This window comes from Pseudomaricurvus alkylphenolicus (assembly GCF_011683955.1).
Classification (GTDB): domain Bacteria; phylum Pseudomonadota; class Gammaproteobacteria; order Pseudomonadales; family Cellvibrionaceae; genus Pseudomaricurvus; species Pseudomaricurvus alkylphenolicus.
Genome location: NZ_JAAQPI010000012.1, coordinates 105,768 through 127,618, shown reverse-complemented (window position 1 = coordinate 127,618; position 21,851 = coordinate 105,768). Strand labels below are relative to the sequence as shown.

The window sequence follows — 21,851 nt, the reverse complement described above, 5'->3', positions numbered from 1 at the left end:
GATTACTGGCCCTCCGAAACATTGGTCGAGGAACTGGTGTCCACAATCCAGGTATCTTTACTGCCCCCGCCTTGGGAGGAATTGACCACCAGGGAGCCCTTTTTCATGGCCACCCGAGTCAGACCACCGGTGGTGGCGTAGCTGTCTTTGCCCTGCAATACAAACGGGCGCAGATCCAGGTGCCTGGGTTCCGGTACATTATTCTTGCCGATAAATGCCGGCGCGGTGGATAAGGCCAGGGTCGGTTGGGCGATATAGTTGCGGGGATTGGCCTTGATCAGATCAGCGAAGGTGTCGCGCTCTTTTTTGGTGGAGTGGGGGCCGATCAGCATGCCATAACCACCGGATTCGTTGGCGGGTTTGACCACCAGTTTGTCCAGGTTGGCCAGCACATGTTGGCGCTGCTTGTCGTCATAGCAAAGGTAGGTCTCAACATTGGATATCAGTGGGTCCTGGTCCAGGTAGTATTTGATCACCTGCGGTACGTAGGCATAGACCACTTTGTCGTCCGCGACACCGGCGCCCGGGGCATTGGCCAGTGCCACATTACCCGCCCGCCAGGCGCGTATCAGTCCGGCCACACCGAGAACGGAGTCTTTGTGGAAGACTTCGGGGTCGATAAAGAGGTCGTCGATGCGGCGGTAGATGACATCGACCCGTTCCAGGCCGCCAATGGTTTTCATATAGACGCAGTCGTCATCCTGTACCACCAGGTCGCTGCCTTCCACCAGTTCGGCGCCCATTTTCTGAGCCAGAAAGGCATGTTCAAAGTAGGCCGAGTTAAAGATGCCTGGAGTCAGTACCGCTACCACGGGTTTTTTGATTTTTCGAGGTGACAGGCTCGTCAGGGTTTCGAACAGTCGCGAAGTGTAGTCACCCACAGGGGCAATATGGATCTTTTCGAAGACTTCGGGCAGCACCCGTTTCATGATGGAGCGGTTTTCCAGCATGTAAGAGACGCCGGAGGGAACCCTGAGATTGTCTTCCAGGACGTAGAACTCGCCGTCTTTGTCACGCACCAAATCGGTGCCGCAGATATGTGCCCAGACGCCAAAAGCGGGCGAGATGCCCTCACATTCGGGACGGTAGTTGGCGGACTGTTTGAGTACGTATTCGGGGATGATGCCGTCTTTGATGATCTTCTGGTCGTGGTAGAGGTCATCGATAAACATGTTAAGGGCCTGGAGGCGCTGTTTGAGGCCGGCGTCGGTTTTGTCCCATTGTTTCTTGGTGATGATTCTGGGGATGATGTCGAAGGGCCAGGCTCGGTCGATGTTGCCCTCATCGGTGTAGACGGTGAAGCTGATGCCCATTTCGCGGATGGCCGATTCGGCGGCTTGTTTGCGCGAGGCGATGTCGTCGGGGCTGAGTGATTTAAGGTAGGAGTAGAGTTTTTGTGCGGGTTTGCGGGCGTTGCCGGGGCTGCTGATAAGTTCGTCGTAGAAGTCGCCGGGTTGGTAGTCGTTCCAGGCGTTGGACGAGGTTTTTTCTTTTGGAACCATAGTCATACCTTACTGCTGGGGACATCGATGTATTCGTCTGGGGGGACGATGGGGGGAGGGGGTGTAGCTGCAAGAGAATTCGCAAAGTTTATTATCTTCAGCGGAGGATGTAGGGGTGTCCACATCTCTGTTCATCATCCTTATATGAATGCAGTTTGCTTTGAATCTTAACCACACTGAGTATGCAGCTACTGTACCAACAAATTTGGGCTTGTACAGCCTTATTTGGTGGGGCTGCTACAGATCACCCCACCCGTAGCAGCGCGCTCTGAGCGCGACAGGAATCAGGAGGCGGGAGCCTTGTTTCGATGCAGCAGCGTGGCGCCCTGGACAGTGATCAGGAAGGTCAGACAGGCGGCAAAACCCGTCAGGTTGTCGAACAGGTGAGGGGAGAACAGCAAAAAAAATCCTTTGCCCTTTACCAGTGACGAAAAGCTCGACACCAGAAACGGGCAAAGGAACAGGCGCAGAGATTGCCAAAACTGCTGTTTGATTCGTTGCAGGGTGCCGGGGCCGGTGCTCAGAAACAGCGCGTAGCCCACCAGCAGTGAGATGCCCAGGGAGTTGAGCCACAGCGAGGCGCTGGTGTCGAGGTACAGGGCCGCTATGCACAGGTACCAGATCAGGTAACACCAGAGGATCTGTTTGGCGAGTGGCAGTTGTCCGAGGTAGCGTATCAACATGGGGCCCGGTTCCTTCTAGTCCGCAGTGACCGGCGTGCGCATGGTGACGAATTCTTCGGCGGCGGTGGGGTGGATGCCAATGGTGCTGTCAAAGATGGCTTTGGTGGCGCCGGCTTTGATGGCGATGGCAATGCCCTGGATGATTTCGCCGGCCTCGGGGCCCACCATGTGCACGCCGAGAACGCGGTCGCTGTCCCGGTCTACCAGCAGTTTCATAAGCGTGCGCTCAGGGCTGCCACTGATGGTATTTTTCAGGGGGCGGAAGGCGCTGCGGTAGACGTCGACGTTGTCATGGCGATCCCTGGCCTGTTCTTCGGTCAGGCCCACGGTGGCGATGTTGGGTTGGCAGAATACCGCAGTCGCGATGTTGTCGTAGTCCATGTTCACGGGTTGGTTACCGCAGAGGTGTTTGGCCAGGGCCATGCCTTCGGCCAGGGCGACGGGGGTGAGTTCCATGCCACCGGTGACGTCGCCGAGGGCGTAGATGCCGGGCTGGTCGGTCTGGAAGTGGTCGTCGACGAGAATCTGACCTTTGTCGTTGGTGTTGACGGCGACGTTTTCGAGGCCCAGGCCCTGGGTGTTGGGAACCCGGCCGGTGGCGTAGAGGATTAGGTCAGCATCGAGCTGTTCGCCACTGATGAGGGTGGCGCGGAGGCTGCCGTCGTCGAGTTTTTCGACGCGTTCGATGTTGGACTTAACGCGGATGTCGACGCCTTTTGCAGCGATTTCATGGGCGGCGAAGTCTCTCACTTCCTGGTCGAAGCCGCGCAGGATTTGTTCGCCGCGGTAGAGGAGGCGGGTGTCGGCGCCGAGGCCGTTAAAGATGCCGGCAAATTCCACCGCGATGTAGCCGCCGCCCACGACGATGACGCGTTGGGGGAATTGTTCCAGGTCGAAGACGTCGTTGGAGGTGGTGACGTGTTCACTGCCCTGGAAGTCCGGCACATAGGGCCAGCCGCCGGTGGCGATCAGGATGTGTTTGGCGGTGTAGGTCTTGCCGTTGACGTCGACCTGGTGAGGGCCGGTGATGCGGCCGCGGCCCTGGACGATGTCGACATCGTTGCCGTCGAGCAGGTTTTCGTAGATACCGTTGAGGCGTTGGATTTCCTTGGTTTTGTTATCACGCAGGGTATTCCAGTCAAAGCCGGGGGTGACCTTGTCCCAGCCGAAATTGACGGCATCCCGGTAGTTTTCGCTGAATTGGCTGGCGTAGACGTAGAGCTTTTTAGGGACGCAGCCCACGTTGACGCAGGTGCCGCCCATATAGCGGTCTTCGGCAACGGCGACTTTGGCTCCCAGGCTGGCGGCAATGCGGCTGGCGCGTACCCCGCCGGAGCCGGCGCCAATGACGAATAGATCGTAGTCGTAGTTGCTGTTGTTCATGGTGACCTCGGTCGGTTTGAATCTGTATTGGAGAGCGATTTTAGGGGCTTTTTATTGGTGTGATAACCGGCAATAATGTGTAAGGACTTGTGAAATATATTCATTAATGGTGTGGGAGCTCTTGTGGATAAGCTGACGGAGATGTCCGTATTTGTGGAGGTGGCCCGTGCGGGCAGTTTTTCTGCCGCCGCGAGGGTGCTTAAGTTGTCGCCTTCAGCGGTGAGTAAGCTTGTCACGCGTCTGGAGCATCGTCTGGGTACTCGGTTGTTTAATCGCACCACTCGGCAGGTCAAGTTGACGGAAGCGGGGGAGGCGTATCTGCAGCGTTGCGTCTCCATACTGGATCAGATTGATGACGCCGAGGAGTTGCTGGCGGGTTTTGGCCGCGAGCCTCGTGGGTTGTTAACGGTGAATAGTACGGCGGATTTTGCCAAGTATTGCCTGGTGCCAGTGATGCCGTTGTTTCGCGCGCAGTTCCCGCAGCTCAAATTCAGTCTGCAGATCACGCCGGTGATGGTGGATCTGGTGGCAGAGGGGGTGGATGTGGCTTTGCGCATGGGGGAGTTGAAGGATTCGTCGCTGGTGGCTCGCAAGCTTTGTGAAAGTCGGCGAATTATCTGTGCCAGCCCGGATTATCTGGCGATTTATGGTGAGCCTAAAAAGGCGGCGGATCTCAGGGATCACAATTGCCTGACCATGAGTGGTGCGCCAACGTTTAATCAATGGACGCTGAAGACCTCAAAAGGGCGCGAAACGATTCAGGTTGATGGCGACTTTATCGCCGACAAGGTGGATATGCTGCACCAGCACGCCCTGCAGGGAGGGGGCTTGGTACGGCTGGCGGAGTTTACGGTGGAGGCGGACATTGCGGCCGGGCGCCTGGTGCCGGTGCTGGAACGCTGCAATCAGGAGGTACAGGAGGTTCACGCCGTTTATCCCCACCGGGAACACCTGCCGTCGAAGGTGCGGGTTTTTATCGATTTTCTGTTGGAGCATCTGCCCATGCGGTGTATGGATTAGTCCTCCCCGGCGCCGGCGACGGCGGCAAATTCAGCGGCAGCGGTCCTGAAGTCGTGTTCGCAGGTATGTTTCTCTATCCGTTGGTGTACGTTGGGATCCAGTTCTAAGCCCCAAGTATTAATCATTCCCGCCAGGATGACGTACATCCCCTGTATGGCGATGATGTCCATCACTTGCTCTGTGGTGAAATGGTCCTCAAGTCTGGCCAGGGTTGCGGGCGTTATGCGGTGGCGTTGAATGAGTTCATCCACAGCCGTCAAGAGCGCTGCGTCGGCAGTTTGCCAATGCGAGTCCAGCGGGAACGTCAGAATGCATTGAATTTCTTTTGCCGTTATTCCACAGGTGAGGCTGCGATCCACATGGGAGGCCCATTCGTACCACGCCTGCATATGAACGGCAACGCGCAGAATCACCAGCTCTCCGCTGCGTTTGCCCAGGGTGCCGCCGTTGACTGAGTGATTGCGAAAATTCCACCAGGCTTTAAGCAGGGCCGGATTGTGAGCCATCAGTTGATGAACATGTATGGGAGCGCCGTTCATGTCGTCCACTATGGGCTCAAGATCGGCATGCCAGTATTTGGGATCGAGTGGGGAGAGGCGGTGGTTGTCATCAGGCACTGGAGGGGTCCTTATGTAAAAAAGTTAACACCGCACGATTAAACGCGTCGGGTTGTTCCATATTGCTGAGATGGGCCGCGTTTTCCAAGACTTGAAACTGAGCGTTCGGGGTCATTTCAGCGAGAGTTTTCATTTCTTCCGGGTGTGGTCCGTCCTGCTCGCCAACCATAAACAATGTGGGCACACTTAGCTCCGACAGGTGCCCTTTGTAGTCCAGTCCTTTGAGTGCATCCGCACAGGCCAGGTAACCTCTTACAGGAGTTTCAAGAATCATCCGGCTGACTTGCTGAATGAGTCGATCGTTTTGCGCACGTTTTTCGGGCGTAAACCAGGTTGAAAGTGTTTGTTCGAGAACCCCCTCCATACCCTGTTGTCTGACAGCGCTGATACGCTGGTCCCACATGTCTCGGAAAAAGGGCGGCGCATCCAGCCGACAGTCACAAGCGACCAGAGACAACACTTTTTCGGGGGCTTTTAAGGCAACCCCCACACCGGTCATTCCGCCCATCGACAGGCCGACAAAATGGCTTTGCGCGATGTTCAGTGAGTGCCATAACCGCAATACATCGTCGACCAGATCTGACATTGACGTTGTATCCGTCTGGTGATCACTGGCGCCGTGCCCGCGGGCGTCGAAACGTAAAACCCGAAAGTGTTGGCTAAGCGCGGCAATTTGCGGCTCCCACATGCGCATATCGGTGGCGAGTGAGTGGGCGAGTGTCAGCCAAGGGGCATCGGCGGGCCCGTCGATGCGATAGTTCAACTTGGAAAATTCCACAGTGATACCAATCCGTTTTGTGAATTAACAGGCGAGTTCTGACAATTGACCACGGTGGAACACCAGTGGCGGATTTTCTGTCTTATGAATCCGTTTGACTTCACCCATATACACTTCGTGGTCGCCGCCCTCGATGATGTTGTGCATCTCGCACTCCAGGGTGACAAGCGCTCCGTCTAAGACCGGAACACCTTTGTAACCTTTGCTCCAGGGCACATTGGCGAATTTATCATCGGCGGGGCGGGCAAACTGCATACACAAGTCCCCCTGGTCCAGGGTAAGAATATTAATGGCAAATGCCCTGTGTTTGCGGAAAGCCTCGATACTTGGAGAGGACAGCATCAGGCTCCAGAGAACCAGTGCAGGTTGCAGCGAAACCGAGCTGAAGGAATTGATGGTCAGGCCAACCGGTGCGCCGTCGTCTCCCAGCGTGGTCACAATGGCAACGCCGGTTGGGAAGCAACCCAGTGCGTCGCGTAGTACGGCAGGTGAGATAGTGTTGTCCGCAGACGGTGACGTGTTGTTGGCCATATTGGTGCCCTCCGTGAATGGAAGGGCTACCTTACTGTGGCTTTTGGCATCAGAACAAATTATATTAATTTATAATTTCTTTCAGGTTTTCTGATGCCCATAAGGAGCTGCCATGAAGCTGCAACAGTTGCGGTACTTTGTCGCTGTCTATGAAGAAGGGTCTGTCACCAGCGGTGCCACTCGGGCCCATGCCACCCAGTCAGGCCTTTCCATGCAGATAAAGGACCTGGAGGAACAGTTTGGCGGCCCACTGTTTGAACGCTCTGCCAAAGGCGTGGTGCCTACGGAAATGGGCCGACGCTTCTATGGCTATGCGACTCAGATTCTGCGAGGGGTATCTGAAGCGACTCAAGCCATGAAAGCCATGCAGGGTGAGATCAGCGGTAGCGTGAAAGCCGGTTTGATGCCGACATTCACCCGTTCTGTGTTGCCTCCGGCCTTGATTCAGTTTTCCGACGAGTACCCACTGGTGCAAACCTCGGTGCTCGAAGCCTATAGTGCGCAACTGACCAGGGACGTAGTCCAGGGGTTGCTTGATTTCGCCGTAGTACCGGCGCCAGCCAGTGGCGAAGACACCCGCATCCGTTACCACTTGATGGGCTCCGATCCGGAGTTTTTGGTGTCGGCACCGGGTGGCGAGCATTTAACGCCTGTGGATCTCGCCAAAATCGGTCCTTTGAAGCTGGTTTTACCCGGTCCCGACAATGCCCGCCGGGCCAAAATCGATGCTTATCTGCAGACTCACAGTATCGAGGTTGCGGCCATACTGGAGTTGGATGCCATGCTGGGTACCCTGGAGTTGGTGGCCCATTCGGATTGGAAGACGATATTGCCGGGGATTCTGTGCAGTGCAGACAAAGGCGGCGAGGTTCGACAATTGAACCCCATTGTTGGCGGACCTTCGCACGTTGATTACGTGATGATTGAGCCCAAGGCCGCCAGCCTGTCTCCGGCGGCACAGATCTTTGCCGAGAAGTTGCAACAGGAACTGGACCGGCAATTGGTCTGGCATCAGAACATCTGAGTGGCTCTGTCAGGATAAACCAAATAAGCGTTCCGCATTGCGGTGGTAAATCTTTTCCTTGTCGTCGTCTTTCAGCGGCGCATTATCCAGGACGCGCACTGGATTTCTGCCGTCTTCCATGGGATGGTCGATCGCAAACATCATGCGTTCCGGCCCCACAACCTGGTAAGCCAACATCAAGGCCGGCTCAAAATCCATGCCGCTGGTGGTGATATAGAAATTCTCCCGCAAATAGTCGCTGGGCTTTTTCTTGAGTTTGCGAGGTTTGGGTCCCGGGCCGGAATGAATAAAAGCGGTGCGATTGTCGACTCTGTCTATCCAGAAGGGCAGGCCCTCACCCATATGCCCCAGTACTATGGTCAAGTCGGGGTAATCGTCAAAAACACCGCTGAGTATCAATCTCAAAGCATGTAAGCCCGTTTCCACATTGAATCCAAAGGTTGCCGCAGCCAGTCCCGGATATTTGGTAAATGGCTCCAGCATTTGTGGTGAAGGTGTTCTCGGGTGCAGGTAAAGGGGCACCCGCAACTCGTTGGCTTTTGCCAATATCGGGCGGAATTTCTCTTCATCCAGGTATTCGCCTTTAGTGTGGGAGTTGATAATCGCTCCTTTCAGGCCGAGCTGGCGCACGGCGCGCTCCAGCTCTTTTGCGGCCTGTTCGGGGGATTGTGGCGCTATGGCCGCCAGTCCGGCAAAGCGGCTTGGGTGCCTTTGAATGGCTCTGGACAGTTCGTCGTTGGAGGAACTTGCCAGTTCAGTCGCTTGGTCGGCCTCGAAGACCTGAACGCCGGGGGAGGCCAGGGAAATAACCTGCATGGCGACACCGGTTTCATCCATGATGCGGATACGGTCCTCGCCCAGGTCCATCAGTTTCGCAATAGAGGTGACCGAACTCTCACTTCCGGTAGCCGCTACCGTAGAGCTGATAAAATCCGCCAGACCGGCAACCCCATTGCCGCCAATAACATTGGAGAACTCTGCGATCCATTCCCCTGGGGTTCCCAGGGCCGATTCCCAGAAATGTGAGAAGCCGGGCTCCGTCTCCGGATGATTGGCCAGCAGTTCGAGGTGTGCACCAAACACGGCTTTGGTCGAGAAGGCTTCTTCAGTGGCAATACGCCTGAAGTCTCGGGGTGCGTGTTCTTCAGCATCGGATGAGCGTGCCGCAACAGCGGGGATACCCGTGCCAAGTGCAGCGGATAGCCAGGCTGCGGATTTCAATATGTTTCTTCGGGTAATGCTCATTAGGTTGCTCCGGTTGCAGTCTCGATTTCTTCAGAGTATAAAGCTATTCAAATATGAGAGTTGTGTCAAATTTGGTCTTTGGCATTTATTGCTGTCGGGCGATGGGCATCATGGTTTTTGATGTCTCGCATAAGAAAAGATAATTTTTTCTTCTGCCTGAATTGTCGCAGGATTTATGCACGCACTCTTGACGGCAAAGGCAGAAAATTATGGATCTATCGTTCTTCACCATGCCCATTCATCCGGTGGGTAAACCGGTCTCGCAAAGTCTGCGGGAAGACCGCGAAGCTTTTCTCCTGGCCGACCGGTTGGGATTTAAAGAGGGTTACTGTGGAGAACACACCACCGACCTGGCCGAAGTGATTCCCTCTACCGTTGCCTTTATGGCCAGTCTGGCCTACGAGACAAAACACATTCGCCTTGGTACCGGCACGATCAATATGCCCAACTCTCATCCCGCTCGCATTGCCGCGGAGGTGGCCATGCTGGATCATATGCTGGAGGGGCGCTTTAACTTCGGTATTTCTCCCGGTGGCCTGATGTCCGATGCCGAAGTCTTTGGCAATCTGGAGAAGGACCGCAATGAGATGTTCCTGGAGTGCATCAATATGGTGTTGGCCATCTGGGAAGGCGAGGCGCCCTATAATCTCAAGGGCAAGTACTACGAAGTCAGCACAGAAAAAACCATGATGCCCGAGATTGGCCAGGGCAGTATTATCAAACCCTACCAGAAGCCCTGTCCGCCGATCATCGGAACCGCTGTTGCACCTTTTTCCCAGGGGGTGACGGAGATGGCGGCGCGCGGCTGGGACCCTATTTCCGCCAATTTCCTGTTGCCGAAATGGGTCAAAACACACTGGGCAAAGTACGTGGAAGGGTGTGAGCGGGTTGGTCGTGAAATCGATAGCGCCAACTGGCGTGTGGCCAAGAATATCTGTGTCGCCGATGACCTGAACACGGCGCGGCGTTATGCCTGTGATCCGGGCAGTCCCTATGTCTTTTATTACGAGCAACTGTTAACCAAGCTCCGGGCCGGTGGTCGTCTCAATCTGTTTAAAGAGGACCCGGACATGCCCGACAGTGACGTCACCCTGGACTATGTGCTCGATAAACTGGTGATTTATGGTGATGTCGAGAGCGTCACCGATCAGGTGCTGGCGTTGCGCGAAAATGTTGGCGATTTCGGTCAGTTGGTGTATGCCGGACACGATTGGGCCGACCCCGATCTTGGTCGTCGATCGATGGTGCTGATGGCCGAGCAGGTTATGCCTCGTATCAATGCGGCGATTGGTAATCACTGAGAGGTGCCATGGTGAGCAAGCACACCGCGACAATTCCGACGTCAAGCGCGAGCAAGCGCCAATGGCAATTACTCTTGTCTTTGGTTGTGATGCTGGCGATCTCCAGCCCACATTATACCTGGGCGGTTTTTTCGACGTCCTTTATCGACATTCTGGACGTGAAGGTTTCGGAGCTGTCGATAACCATGACCATCTTCAGCGTCTGCATGCTCGGTCTGGGGCCCATACATGGATACCTGCTACAGCGCATGGATGTCAGGGTTTATGTGGCCATTGGGGGGCTGCTGGTTGGGCTTGGCTGGTCCTTATCCGCGTTCGCCACCAACCTCCTGACGCTGTATCTCACTTATGGGGTTATCTGTGGGGTGGGAATCGGCATGGTCTATATCGCGGGCATGGATCTGGCTGCGCAATGGTTCCCGGATCGCCGTGGTCTGGCGTTGGGTGTCACCTCCGCGGGCTACAGTTTTGGCGCTATGATGAGTACATTCCCCATCACGATTTCCCTGGCAGAAAAGGGGTTGGTTGGAACGCTTGTGGCGGGTGGCATCGTCGTGGGGACTGTGATTGTTGCTGCCGCTTTGGGTATGCGCAAGCGCAGGGATCATGATTGGGTGCCTGCCGCACCTGCCGTTGCCCAGGTTTCTACCCGCAGTTTTACCCCGGGGGAAATGTTGCGAACGCCTTCCTACTGGCTCTTGTTTCTGATGATGACCCTGGTGGCCACCGGCGGCATGATGGTTATCGCCCAGATGGGCCATTTCGCCCCGTCATTCGGAATCACGCCGGATGTTATGGTGTGGGGCGTTGCCGCGCTGCCGTTGGCGTTGACTGTCGACCGGTTTGCCAATGGCATCACTCGTCCATTGTTCGGCTGGATCTCGGATCATTTGGGCCGTGAAAACACCATGGCGTTTGCTTTTGCGATGGAAGGGCTATCCATCTACGCGCTGTTGATCTGGGGTCATGATCCGGTGTGGTTTGTTGTTCTGACTGCTATCGTGTTTCTTGGCTGGGGTGAGATTTTCTCACTGTTTCCGGCGACCCAGGCCGATATGTTCGGGCCCAGGCACCAGGCAAATAACCTGGGCTTTTTGTTGATATCCATTGCCGTGGCATCCGTGTTTGGTGGCCCCTTGGCAGGGTTGATCTATGAGGCAACAGGGTCATGGACGCCCGTATTTGTTATCGTCAGCGGCCTCGATCTGCTGGCCGCTGGCCTGGCGATCTTTGTTCTGAAGCCGATGCGTGTTCGCAGCGGCATGGAGGGCGGGGATGCCTCTGCAATATCAGACGCAACAGCGGTTTAATTTCTTCCAGTCAGCCAAACAGTGCCTTCTGCGCTCTTTGTTTGGCTTCCGCCGGTGCTATGCCCAGCAGACGCAAAATGGCTTCCGCGGTTTCCAGGCGGGTGGCTTTGTTACGGCCATTTTTCAGTTGCAGGGAGATCGACAGGACAATCAAAGAGCAGATCTGGTATTCCAGCAGTTTGTTGATTGGCAGGCTGGTGAGCCCCTGTCGTTTTGCCAGGTTGAGATCGCTGCGCATGATCTGGGCGACATCCTGCTGGAAATCGTCCAGATGGTGCCAGGCACCGATAATGATTTTGCCCCAGGTTGGCGCGTTTATCGTTCGATCAACCACTTTATCGGAGGAGACAATGACCTTATCCAGTCCGTCCTCAATGTCTTTGACTTCTTCTTTGATCTCGAGAGCGATTTCAAAGATGGCCACGCCGGCCGCCTCGCTGGCGAGGGACTCCCGGTCGGTGAAGTGGTTGTAAAAAGTACCGTTGGCGAGCCCGGCTGCCTGGGTGATTTCTTTGATAGAGGCGCTTTCAAAGCCCTTTTCCGCAATGACCTTGATTGCACTGTCAATCAGGGCGGAGCGAGTTCGCTCACGTTTGCCCAGTTTGAGTGATTTATTGCTGAAATACCGATCTACCATAATAACTCTCAGTTATAACGTAACGTTTTGAAAATATAGATAGGTTTATCTTAGCACCGGGTTGGGTGCATTGCCATCCAATAATGAGCCATCTCTCATAAGTGGGCGCTTGTGTAGTTTGGGAAAATATTCACTTGCAGCTTCTGCGGGTCGGGTGTAGCATTAATCCATAAATGAGAGATATCTCAAATTTGATTGATGGGTAAATTTGGATAAGTAAGTTTAAATAAACAGGTAAATTTTGAGGTGCAAGCGTGAATCCCAGTGTAGCTATTATCGGTGGCGGCCCAGCCGGCCTTGTGTTTGCGATCAGTCTCGCTCGCAGGGGCGTCTCCAGTATTATTTTCGAAGCGATGGAAAATCCTCTGAATATTCGGAAGTACAACCCGAGCCGCTCTTACGCTATTGATATGACGGGACATGGCCTTAAGGCGATTCGCTATATCGATGCCGTTGAAGACTTTGATAAGGCGCTAATTCCCTTTAACGGAATGAAGCTGAATGGCAAAACAGTGACAAACTGGGACGAGTCCGGTTGGATTGCTTCGCGTGGGGATATCGTCAGTGTGCTCACCAACATAGCCCAAGAGCGATATTCAGATCTTATTGATATTCACTTTCAGTGCCAGCTGCAGAATATAGACGTCGACGCGGGCAGTTTTGATATTTGCAAATCTGGAGAAAAGAACAGCGAACACTTTGGACCGTTTGATCTGGTTGTGGCCGCAGATGGTGGAGGCTCAAAGATCAGGGAACAAGCAGCGGCACAGGAGCCCGCCTACCAGCTTACCCGGGAAGATATTGGCTTCTACTTTAAAATGCTGGCAATGGACAGGAATACGGACAACCTGGATGCCAGTTACTTACAGATCCTGTCCAAAAGTATGTTAATGGTCGCCGGTGCGATTAACGGCCCGGGGGGGAAGGGCGATCCTCTGTGGTTCAGTGCCGTTCCTTATTCCTGTGATCATCGCTACGAGTCTCTGGCGGCCGTCAAGAAAGACCTGAAAAAGCGTTGCCCGGACGCCTTAAAATACAGCAGCGACGATGCCTTGAGTGCGTTTGCCGATTTGCCGGCACAGAACATTGGCCGCATTACCAAGTCTTCCCAGCTTTACGCTGGCAGGGTGGTGTTCCTGGGCGACGCCGCCATTTCCTATCCGCCCATAGGGCAGGGAATCAACGGGGCCATGGAGTCTGCAAAAGTGCTCGATGAAGCACTGATTCGTCACAGCAAAAGTGGTATCGAGATGAAGGTCGCCATCAAACGAGCCCTGTTCGATTACAACGCCAGCTGGTTGCCGGAAACCCAGGCCGTGGCATGGATGGGGAAAAAGCACAATCAATCCAACCGTTGGCACACTCTCCGAGCCATGGCGCTGAATATTTTTAAGTTGGACGCAATGACCTTTGTAAAGAGCTCGACCATGAGTTATGCGGAGGCGCTTCGCCGTTCCAAGCGGCTCGGTCCGATTTGGTGGGGCTAGGCGAGCCAGCTTTGATATGTACAGTTGTCAACACAGTGAACAGTGGCGAGGTGAGTCGTGTTTCAAACCATAAAGTTTCTATCTTTATCGGTGGTTGGTCTGATGGTTTCCAGCTCCGTGTCTGCGGCGCTATTGACGGGGACGATAACCGACAACGATGGTAAACCCATTCATGGCGCAATGGTGCGCCTCAAAGACGCAGAGAAAAACCTCGCAGAGACAGTGTACAGCAACACAAAGGGAAGGTTCCTGCTGCACACGGAAATGGAAGGCGGCAATCTGGAGCTGCGGGTGAGGGCACCCTACTTCCGCGATCAGAAAGGTCTGGTGGCGTTAGAAGCAAACAACCCGCTCGAACAGAAGATCACTCTCGAAAAAATGACCGGTGAGCAGGAAATTTCTGACAGCCTGCCGGCCATATTTCACTTCAGCAAACTGCCGTTTGATAAAGGTGAAGGCGCAGAGTTTCATCGCAATGACTTTCAGCGCGACTGCGCAGGCTGTCATCAGTTTGGTAACGCGTTTACCCGTTGGCCCCGCACAGCGGAACAATGGATTCCGACAGTGCGACGCATGCACGGGTATATGGGCAACCGAGATGAGGCCATGATTGCCAGGCGTGCTGAGTTGCTGGCAAGAGGCTACGACGGCAAACCCGTGACCACCCGACATGAATTCAAGGTGGATAGCGAGCTGCAACACGCTAAGATCTATGAATACGCATGGCCTGGCATTATCTTCCCTCACGACGCGGAGGTCAGTCGGGACGATGGGCTGGTTTATACCGTGGATCGTCACGGCTACAAAATGATCGTTACCGACCTCACGGCCGGCACCTCCAAGTATATTGACCAGCCGTACTCCAAAACGCCCTTGGCTAACGCCGGGAATGGCTATAGTGGCCGTTCCAACAAACCGGGACCCCATTCGCTGGCCCTGGGGAAGAACGGGCTCTGGTACGTGACCAATGCCACCTCTGTGACCATTGGCGTGTTCGATGCCAAGCAGGCTGCCTGGGTAAAGGAGTATGAACTGCCCGCAGCCGCCCACTATCCACATACCATCCGTGTGGATAAGCAGAATGTAGTGTGGTTTACCCTGGCGGGTTCGCAACAGATCGGTCGTATTGATCCGGAGACGGATGACATCAATATCATCAATTTGCCAAAGCAAAAAGCCAAAGGTATTTCTGCTTCGACAGTGCCCTACGGAATCGATGTGAATCCCAACGATGGTAAGGTCTGGTATGCACGCCTGTATGCGGATCGAATCGGTTACGTCGATCCGATGACCCTCAAGGTGCACGAATTTGATTCACCGGTTAAGGCGCCGCGCCGATTGCGATTTGATGGCAAAGGCCAGATGTGGTTGACGGGCTATAGCGAAGGCATGATCGCCCGGATCAATACCGATACCATGGAAAGTCGTATTTACCCCATGCCCGAGTTTGAGCCTGGCTTCAGGCCGGCGCCCTATGCACTGGGTATACACCCGCAGACTCAGGAGGTCTGGATCAATGAGGTGATGACTGACCACGTGTATCGGTTGCAGCCGGATACCGGAAAATTTATCGCCTACCCCTTGCCTCTGCGTGGCACTTACACTCGCGATTTCAGTTTTACAGACAGCGGTCTCGCCTGTACCGCCAACAGTCCCATACCCAATGCCGCGCTGGAAGACTTTACGGCGGGCCTGTTTTGCATTGATGCCGAGGTTACGGAGTAGTGGCTATGGAGGTACTTTTTAACCTGAATCTTTATTCGCCGGAAACACTACTGGGTGCAGCCTGGTCTGTCGTTATTTTCTATCTGCTGTACACGAAGAGTGGTGTAGAAGTCAGTTCCAGCGGGTGGTTCTTGCTCGCAACTTTACCAGCTGCGTATATCGCTGTTCCAGCCGTTGCCGCCGAGGTCAGCGCGCTGACCCAATTGGCAGGCGGCGTAGCGACGCTGGATGGACATATTGGATACAACGCGTCCCATATCGACGATTTCGCGATCGCGCTGGGAGAGCAGGGGCGGTGGAGATACGCCGTCTTTCAGCTGGGCCTGGATACTCTTGCGCCTCCGGCTTTTGCCGGGTTTATGCTGAATGTCGGGCGCTCTATCGTGCCCTACGAGAGAGTCAGACGCGGGTTGACCGTTCTTGTCAGCGTTTATTTTATTTCGGTGTTACTCGCCAATGCCCTTATGCCTGTTTATATGCTCAATTTTCCAGAGCAAAGCGGGTTGTTATCGGCACTCCGATTCTTGCTGCCGATACTGGACGGCGTTAAGTATGGCAGCCATGCCGTCGTGTGGCTGGTGATTGTGTGCAGCGGGATTATCACCGTTTCCAACAGGTATTTTGCCGGTCTTAGCAAAAAGCCTACTTAGAATAAATGGTGATAAGGTCAAAATTGACGATAGTCTCATTTATTGGTAATTTTCAAGATACGACAAAATGAAAAAGCCGTGGAGTCGTGTCACTGGGTAAAACAATAATCAAATCCAAAGAGCCCTTTCAGGGTGTGTCTAATGCGGAAAGTCAAATGAAAATCATAAATTCCAAAACCATTCAAAAAACAACCCTGGCGTTTGCGGTATCCCTGGCAACTGGTGTTTCGGCTTATGCAGATACCGGTTTCGTGCTCGAGGAGGTTATCGTTACTGCACAAAAACGAGAGCAGAGCCTGCAGGAGGTCCCTGTTTCCGTAAGTGCTGTCAGTGGCGACAATATCGCAAATTCAGGCATCGAAAATCTGGAAAACATGTCGGCCTATGTCCCCAATCTGAAGATCCATGAAGGACCCACCGAACATGGCATTTATATCCGGGGCCTGGGGTCTGGTGAGAACGTGGGCTTTGAGCAGTCAGTCGGCATGTTTATTGATGGCGTCTACGCGGGCAAGGCCCGTCAGTTCCAGGCTCCATTTCTGGACGTCGGCTCTGTCGAGGTTTTGAGAGGTCCGCAGGGCACCCTGTATGGCAAGAACACGATTGCGGGTTCGATTACGATTACCTCGGCCAGACCGACAGAGGATCTTGAAGCCAGTCTGAAGCACGACTATGAATTCAATTACGGCGGCCGATCAACCGAAGCGGTTATCTCCGGACCGCTGGCAGAAGAGTTGTCCGGCCGCATCGCACTGAGATACAACGAAACCGACGGCTTTATGGACAATACTTTCCAGGACACCGATGAGATGGGTACCGACGCCCTGGCCGGCCGCGCGAGTCTCTTGTGGATGCCCACCGCCGACCTGGATGTGTATTTCAAGTACGAAAGTGCGAGCACTGAAACCAGTGGCAGATCGAATCGGTTGATTGACGCCGGACCCTTTATGCCCCTTTACCAGCTCGTTGATCCTGATTTTGCCTTGCACGAATACCAACGCTCCACATCTGATGCTGAGACCATGGAAGTGGACAGTGAAAGTTATACTCTGAACGTCAACTATCAATGGGGATCTCACCAGCTGACATCTATCTCTGCCTATTCAACCTATTCGGCGGACGATGTCTTCGATGCGGATTTCTCTCCTGCCACTGTTGTCAGTGTCACCCTGAATCAGGAGTTTGAGCAGACCAGCCAGGAATTTCGTTTAACCTCGGATGTGGGAGGGAAATTTGATTACATTGTGGGTCTCTATTATCAGAACAGTGAGTTTGAGACGGATCGTGTTTTTGGTCTGGCCCCTGTTAATGGCGGATTTAACAGTCATTTTCTCCAAGACTCTACCACTTATGCGGCCTTCGGTTCTTTAAGCTGGCATCCTGCCGACGATATGCACTGGACGCTGGGAGTGCGTTATACCAAAGAGGAGAAAGACGGTGAGCGCTCATTGGTTCTCACAGAGTATATGACCAAGACGCCAACCGCTAATCCGGCGATCATCTTTCCGCTCAATTTTGCCGGTGCCTATAGTCACGAAATCAACGGTGATCGAAGCAGCGAAAATGTTTCGCCTTCCCTTAAGTTTCAGTATGACTTGAATAGTGACGTTATGCTTTATGCCAGCTTGAGCAAAGCCTTCAAGTCCGGCGGATTCAGCGAAAACGGCACCACTGGTGATGATGTTGGCGAGCACGGCGGAATTCCAACCACATTTGATTTTGATGAGGAGGAGGCGCTGGCACTGGAGGTCGGGGGCAAAACGACCCTGTTGAATGGGCGTGCGACTCTGAATTTTGCCCTGTTCCGTACGGAATACGACGATCTGCAGGTCAGTAGCTATGATGGTGTGAGTTTTGTGGTGGGTAACGCCGCGAAGGCGATCAGCCAAGGGCTGGAAGTGGACGGCGTGGTTCGCTTGACAGAATCCCTGACGGTGAGTGGTTCGCTGGCTTATCTGGACGCGACCTACGATGAATTTGACAATGCCACCTGTACCGCCGCCCAGTCGGGAGGTAATCCCCTGTGTACCCAGGACCTGGGTGGTGAGACGCTGTCGCAGGCGCCTGAGTGGAGCGCCAACCTGGCATTCGATCACCTGTGGTCGCTGAGCGACGAATTGAACTTACACAGTCATATCGATTTTAGCTACTCCGATGAACATTATCTGGCCGCGGATCGCGATGAGCGTTCACTTCAGGATGCCTATACGTTGGTGAATGCGCGCCTGGCATTGAGTGCTGCGAACGCCGGGTGGGAAGTGGCCCTGCTCGGAAAAAACCTGACTGATGAAGAGTACTTTACCTTCGCCAGCGACGCAGGTTTTCAGAACGGTGCTTTCTTTGCCTTTACCGGCGCTCCAAGAACCCTGGCCATCCAGGTCAAGTTTGCAATGTAGTGAGTATTACAATGAATCAGACACCTCATTTGCCACATCTTTCATCCTACAGGGAGTTGGGCATCGAAACACCGGAGTTCGACGACCGCACGCTGGGTGAGCAGATTGCTTGCCATGCACGTGAACGTGGCGATTCCATGGCGATGCAGTTTGGTGATATCCAAATCAGCTTTCGGGACTATGAACGCCATGCCAATAAGCTTGCCAATGGATTGGCCAGTCTCGGGCTCAAGAAAGGGGATGTGGTGGGCATTCATCTGCCCAATATCGCTCACTACCCGATCGCACTGGCCGCCATCAGTAAGCTGGGCTGCATTGGATCCGGCGTCTCGCCGTTGCTGACACCTTCAGAGATCGAGTTTCAAATAGACAACGCCAACATCAAGGTGATGCTGACCCTGACTGACTTTGTCAACCTCTACTCGGCTCGGGAGCAACTGCCTCAATGTCTGAAGGTGCTGGTAGCCTGTTCCGCAACGGATTTGGTTGTGGAGGCGACGCCGGAACTGCCCGCCATCGCAGGAGTGGATACGGTGTCTTACCTTGATCTGGTCCACGCGCAACCACAAACCCATCAGCAGGTGGCGGTGCACTGGAACGACACCTTTATGATCCAGTACACCGGGGGAACCACGGGCAAGCCCAAGGGCACCGAGTTGAGTATACGCAACCTTATGCACAACCCCGCACAGGCAGCCGTGGCAGAGCCCTGGACCCTGGGCGAGGAGGTGGTTGCCTGCGCCTTCCCGATGTTTCATGTTGCCGGTCTGGCGATGGTGTTGTACTCCGCTCGAGCGGCGGCAACCATGTTGTTGATTCCTGATCCGAGGGACACTGAATTTTTCTGTCGTCAGATGTTGACGCATCCCCCCACCGTTATCGCTGCGGTACCGGCGCTGTACGACATGCTGTTAAAGACGCCGGCTTTCCATCAGGTGGACTTTACCCGTCTGAGAGTGGCTTATACCGGAGCAGCTCCGCTTCCCGCCCAGACTGTTGAAGACCTGGTGGCCGTTATCGGCGAACAAAAGTTGTCAGATCTGTTTGGCATGACGGAGAGCAGTCCTGCTTATGTCATGCATCCGCCGAAAAGGTACAAACCCGGCTCGGTGGGTATTCCGGTGCCGGGTTCGGAAGTGCGCATCGTCGATACAGAAGATGTTGAAAAAACCATGCCGACGGGCGAAGCGGGGGAAATTCTGGCCTGCGGGCCGCAGATCATGAAGGGCTATCTGCACCTGCCCAGGGAGACCGCCAACAGCTTGCGTGAGATTGATGGCAAGACCTGGCTGCGCACGGGGGATATCGGGTTTCTGGATGAGGAAGGCTATCTGTACCTCTGTGACCGCGCCAAGGATATGTTGATCGTGGGTGGTTACAAGGTGTTCTCGGTGGAGATTGAAGACAAACTGCAATCGCTACCCCAAGTGGCGATGTCGGCAGTTATCGGCAAGTCTGATCCGAAGCGTCCCGGCAATGAAATCGTCACCCTGTATGTTGAGCGCAATCCGGATTTCGCCCGCCTGTCGGAGGAAGACCTGAAGTCAATCATTACCGATTACTGCAAGGCCAATATGGCACCCTATAAGGTGCCCAAAGAAATCCACTTTATCGATCAGATTCCATTGACCGCAGTTGGGAAAATCGACAAAAAAGCGCTGCGCGCATAGCGCAATGCTTCTGCTGCAGCCACTATTGATGGGCAATATTCAGCTCGAATAGTGGCTGCGTCGTATCAGGGGGTTGAGCAAGCGCGCAAAGAACCCTGTGAACTGAATCGGCGCTTCCACCGCCGTCAGGCAGATGCAATCGGCATTCTGGCTGGCAATAGGGCGGTGGTTCTTGTCTTCGCAGTTACGGAAAATAATGTCCCCCTTGCGGTAGACGCCATCGGCGTCCGAAAAACTGCCCTCCAGCACCAGGGTGATCTCTTCGCCGGTGTGATTATGATTCGCCACCTGGCCGCCCGCCTTGATCTTTAGCATTTCGATCTTACTGCCATTTACATCGGTACAGAGCTTTGCACCAAAGATCGAGGGGCTGAGACGTTTCCAGGGAATGTTATAGAGGCCCGCCGGCAGCAGCGATCGCAGGCAGCGGGGTACATCGCCGGAGCCCGGCGGTGCCGCTGTGTCCTCGCTGTTCCGGGGGCCAATCTGGTTGATACGCTCCATGACAGCCTGTTTGAGCGCATCGGGAACAGGGCTTGGGGGTAACTCTTCTATGAGTGTAGACCCAATATGATTAAGGCGCCTGATATCTTGCCGGCATTGTTGGCAGTGCTCGATATGGGCGCTGATGCACAGCGACTGGCTCAGGGGCAGGCTGCCGGCGGAGAATGCGATCAGACGGTCAATGCTGGGGTGGTGCTGAATCATTGGCCATACCCCCGAATCAGAATTTCCAGCTTTTGCAGGGCCAGGCGCACACGGGATTTGACCGTGCCCAGAGGCAGGTTTAACTCACCGGCGGTTTCCTGTTGGGTTTTGCCCTCCAAATAGACCTTGGCCAGTACCTGGGATTGTTCAACGGGTAATTGTTTCAAACCTTCACGTACCTTTTGTGCGGTCTTTTTCTGCTGTGTGGCTTCGAACGGATCAGCGCTGTCGTCCTCGAGGCTGTCGTAGAGATCTTCGGGGTCAACTTCAGTGGCGTAGCGGCCATTGCGACGCAGGTAATCGATGCGGCAGTTCCTCGCCAGGGTAAATATCCAGGTGTTGGCATTGGCCTTGGCGCTGTTGTACAGGTGGGCCTTGTTCCACAGTTTTACCAGCACCTCCTGTACCAATTCGTCGGCCACCAGATAGGCACCAGGCTCTCGCGCGAGACTGTAGGCGCGGATCAGGGGTGCGTAGTGCTCAAACAGCTGGCTGAAGGCCTGCTGGTCCCGGTCACGGGCCACCAGCTCGATCAGCTGCTGTAATTCCTTAACGTCGATGATGGCGTTCACGGCGCTCATATTGGCAATTTCACTGTATCCGTATTCTAGCGGTTAATGATGGCTACGTCGCAACCAGGCATTCGGATCACCTGAATTTCACAAAAAATTCAATGACATGATGATCTCGATGACCGCCGGGACCGTATTCAAGTGCATGGACAGCGTATTGCGGACAGAAACACGGCAGGAGGACCCGGTGCCACCCCTGATCAACCAATTCAAAGGACTCTATCTGGACCTTACCCAGCTCCCTATGGGGGAATTCTCGCGGGTATATACCGATGATCTGATCTTTCGTGACCCGGTCCATCAACTCAACAGTTGCGCGGAGCTGATGGCGTATATGGAGCACCAGTGCCAACGGCTGACATTTGGCCGATTCGAATATCTGGACCAACTGGTATTTGACGATACCGCCTATATCAAATGGGACATGCATTTTGTGCATCCCTCTTTTGGCGAGGCCACTCACCGTGTGCGGGGCATGACCCATATTCAATTTCGAGAGCGGGTGTTTTACCACGAGGATGTCTATGACATGGGCGAGATGCTGTACGAAAAAGTGCCACTGGTCGGTGCTGTGACGCGCTGGTTGAAGCGCCGCCTGACAGTGGCATGAGG

Annotated in this window: 20 protein-coding genes; 10 read left to right on the top strand and 10 right to left on the bottom strand. The window is 54.4% G+C overall.

Going from position 1 to position 21,851, the window contains the following annotated elements:
* Positions 1–2 precede the first annotated feature (2 nt).
* From HBA55_RS25955 to gorA, 3 genes are all read right to left on the bottom strand, one after another.
* Positions 3–1,508, bottom strand: coding sequence for a circularly permuted type 2 ATP-grasp protein (locus HBA55_RS25955; protein ID WP_476704293.1), 1,506 nt, complete (start codon positions 1,506–1,508; stop codon positions 3–5).
* A gap of 278 nt (positions 1,509–1,786) precedes the next feature.
* The gene (locus HBA55_RS25950) at positions 1,787–2,185 is read right to left on the bottom strand and encodes a hypothetical protein (RefSeq protein ID WP_166997453.1); all 399 of its coding nucleotides are present in this window, start codon (positions 2,183–2,185) and stop codon (positions 1,787–1,789) included.
* A gap of 15 nt (positions 2,186–2,200) precedes the next feature.
* Positions 2,201–3,568 carry a glutathione-disulfide reductase gene (gene gorA / locus HBA55_RS25945; protein ID WP_166997450.1) on the bottom strand — a complete coding sequence of 456 codons (1,368 nt, stop codon included), beginning with the start codon at positions 3,566–3,568 and terminating at the stop codon, positions 2,201–2,203.
* Between the two features lie 123 nt (positions 3,569–3,691).
* On the opposite strand from gorA, the gene HBA55_RS25940 reads away from it, so the two are divergent.
* Positions 3,692–4,588 (top strand): LysR substrate-binding domain-containing protein, encoded by an 897-nt coding sequence (locus HBA55_RS25940; protein ID WP_166997448.1) that lies wholly within the window; start codon positions 3,692–3,694, stop codon positions 4,586–4,588.
* Here the strand turns inward: HBA55_RS25940 and HBA55_RS25935 are convergent.
* Genes HBA55_RS25935 through HBA55_RS25925 form a run of 3 tightly spaced genes read right to left on the bottom strand, consistent with a single transcriptional unit; the run spans position 4,585 to position 6,514 of the window.
* Positions 4,585–5,205, bottom strand: coding sequence for a carboxymuconolactone decarboxylase family protein (locus tag HBA55_RS25935; protein WP_166997446.1), 621 nt, complete (start codon positions 5,203–5,205; stop codon positions 4,585–4,587). The two genes, HBA55_RS25940 and HBA55_RS25935, sit on opposite strands and share 4 nt — an antisense overlap.
* The gene (locus tag HBA55_RS25930) at positions 5,198–5,983 is read right to left on the bottom strand and encodes an alpha/beta fold hydrolase (RefSeq protein WP_166997444.1); all 786 of its coding nucleotides are present in this window, start codon (positions 5,981–5,983) and stop codon (positions 5,198–5,200) included. The genes HBA55_RS25935 and HBA55_RS25930 overlap by 8 nt, the downstream gene beginning before the upstream one ends.
* Before the next feature lie 24 nt (positions 5,984–6,007).
* Positions 6,008–6,514: a flavin reductase family protein gene (locus tag HBA55_RS25925; RefSeq protein WP_166997439.1), complete on the bottom strand. Its 507-nt coding sequence runs from the start codon at positions 6,512–6,514 to the stop codon at positions 6,008–6,010.
* A gap of 112 nt (positions 6,515–6,626) precedes the next feature.
* Here HBA55_RS25925 and HBA55_RS25920 point away from each other — a divergent pair, with 112 nt between their 5' ends.
* Positions 6,627–7,538 carry a LysR family transcriptional regulator gene (locus tag HBA55_RS25920; protein ID WP_166997436.1) on the top strand — a complete coding sequence of 304 codons (912 nt, stop codon included), beginning with the start codon at positions 6,627–6,629 and terminating at the stop codon, positions 7,536–7,538.
* 9 nt (positions 7,539–7,547) lie between these two features.
* On the opposite strand, the gene HBA55_RS25915 is transcribed toward HBA55_RS25920, so the two are convergent.
* Complete coding sequence (locus HBA55_RS25915; RefSeq protein WP_166997434.1) at positions 7,548–8,783, bottom strand: amidohydrolase family protein; 1,236 nt, start codon at positions 8,781–8,783, stop codon at positions 7,548–7,550.
* Positions 8,784–8,992: 209 nt separating this feature from the next.
* On the opposite strand from HBA55_RS25915, the gene HBA55_RS25910 reads away from it, so the two are divergent.
* Together HBA55_RS25910 and oxlT are read left to right on the top strand one after the other, a co-directional pair.
* A complete protein-coding gene (locus HBA55_RS25910) occupies positions 8,993–10,084 on the top strand; it encodes an LLM class flavin-dependent oxidoreductase (protein ID WP_166997432.1) in 1,092 nt (363 codons plus the stop codon).
* 8 nt (positions 10,085–10,092) lie between these two features.
* Positions 10,093–11,394: an oxalate/formate MFS antiporter gene (gene oxlT, locus HBA55_RS25905; protein ID WP_166997430.1), complete on the top strand. Its 1,302-nt coding sequence runs from the start codon at positions 10,093–10,095 to the stop codon at positions 11,392–11,394.
* 10 nt (positions 11,395–11,404) lie between these two features.
* Here the strand turns inward: oxlT and HBA55_RS25900 are convergent, their stop codons facing one another.
* On the bottom strand, positions 11,405–12,031 hold the full coding sequence (locus HBA55_RS25900; RefSeq protein WP_166997428.1) for a TetR/AcrR family transcriptional regulator: 627 nt from the start codon (positions 12,029–12,031) through the stop codon (positions 11,405–11,407).
* 254 nt (positions 12,032–12,285) lie between these two features.
* On the opposite strand from HBA55_RS25900, the gene HBA55_RS25895 reads away from it, so the two are divergent.
* The 5 genes from HBA55_RS25895 (at position 12,286) to HBA55_RS25875 (ending at position 19,959) form a co-directional block, all read left to right on the top strand.
* The gene (locus HBA55_RS25895) at positions 12,286–13,518 is read left to right on the top strand and encodes an FAD-dependent monooxygenase (RefSeq protein ID WP_166997425.1); all 1,233 of its coding nucleotides are present in this window, start codon (positions 12,286–12,288) and stop codon (positions 13,516–13,518) included.
* A gap of 102 nt (positions 13,519–13,620) precedes the next feature.
* Entirely contained in the window at positions 13,621–15,243 is a 1,623-nt protein-coding gene (locus HBA55_RS25890) for a carboxypeptidase regulatory-like domain-containing protein (RefSeq protein ID WP_166997423.1), read from the top strand.
* 5 nt (positions 15,244–15,248) lie between these two features.
* On the top strand, positions 15,249–15,893 hold the full coding sequence (locus tag HBA55_RS25885; RefSeq protein WP_166997421.1) for a hypothetical protein: 645 nt from the start codon (positions 15,249–15,251) through the stop codon (positions 15,891–15,893).
* A gap of 155 nt (positions 15,894–16,048) precedes the next feature.
* Positions 16,049–18,289: a TonB-dependent receptor gene (locus HBA55_RS25880; RefSeq protein ID WP_166997418.1), complete on the top strand. Its 2,241-nt coding sequence runs from the start codon at positions 16,049–16,051 to the stop codon at positions 18,287–18,289.
* Between the two features lie 11 nt (positions 18,290–18,300).
* The gene (locus HBA55_RS25875; protein ID WP_166997416.1) at positions 18,301–19,959 is read left to right on the top strand and encodes a class I adenylate-forming enzyme family protein; all 1,659 of its coding nucleotides are present in this window, start codon (positions 18,301–18,303) and stop codon (positions 19,957–19,959) included.
* 39 nt (positions 19,960–19,998) lie between these two features.
* Here HBA55_RS25875 and HBA55_RS25870 read toward each other — a convergent pair whose 3' ends face one another.
* Both HBA55_RS25870 and HBA55_RS25865 read right to left on the bottom strand, forming a co-directional pair.
* Positions 19,999–20,667 carry a ChrR family anti-sigma-E factor gene (locus HBA55_RS25870; RefSeq protein ID WP_166997414.1) on the bottom strand — a complete coding sequence of 223 codons (669 nt, stop codon included), beginning with the start codon at positions 20,665–20,667 and terminating at the stop codon, positions 19,999–20,001.
* On the bottom strand, positions 20,664–21,248 hold the full coding sequence (locus HBA55_RS25865; protein WP_166997412.1) for a sigma-70 family RNA polymerase sigma factor: 585 nt from the start codon (positions 21,246–21,248) through the stop codon (positions 20,664–20,666). The genes HBA55_RS25870 and HBA55_RS25865 overlap by 4 nt, the downstream gene beginning before the upstream one ends.
* Positions 21,249–21,357: 109 nt before the next feature.
* On the opposite strand from HBA55_RS25865, the gene HBA55_RS25860 reads away from it, so the two are divergent.
* Entirely contained in the window at positions 21,358–21,849 is a 492-nt protein-coding gene (locus tag HBA55_RS25860; protein WP_206019974.1) for a nuclear transport factor 2 family protein, read from the top strand.
* Positions 21,850–21,851: the final 2 nt, after the last annotated feature.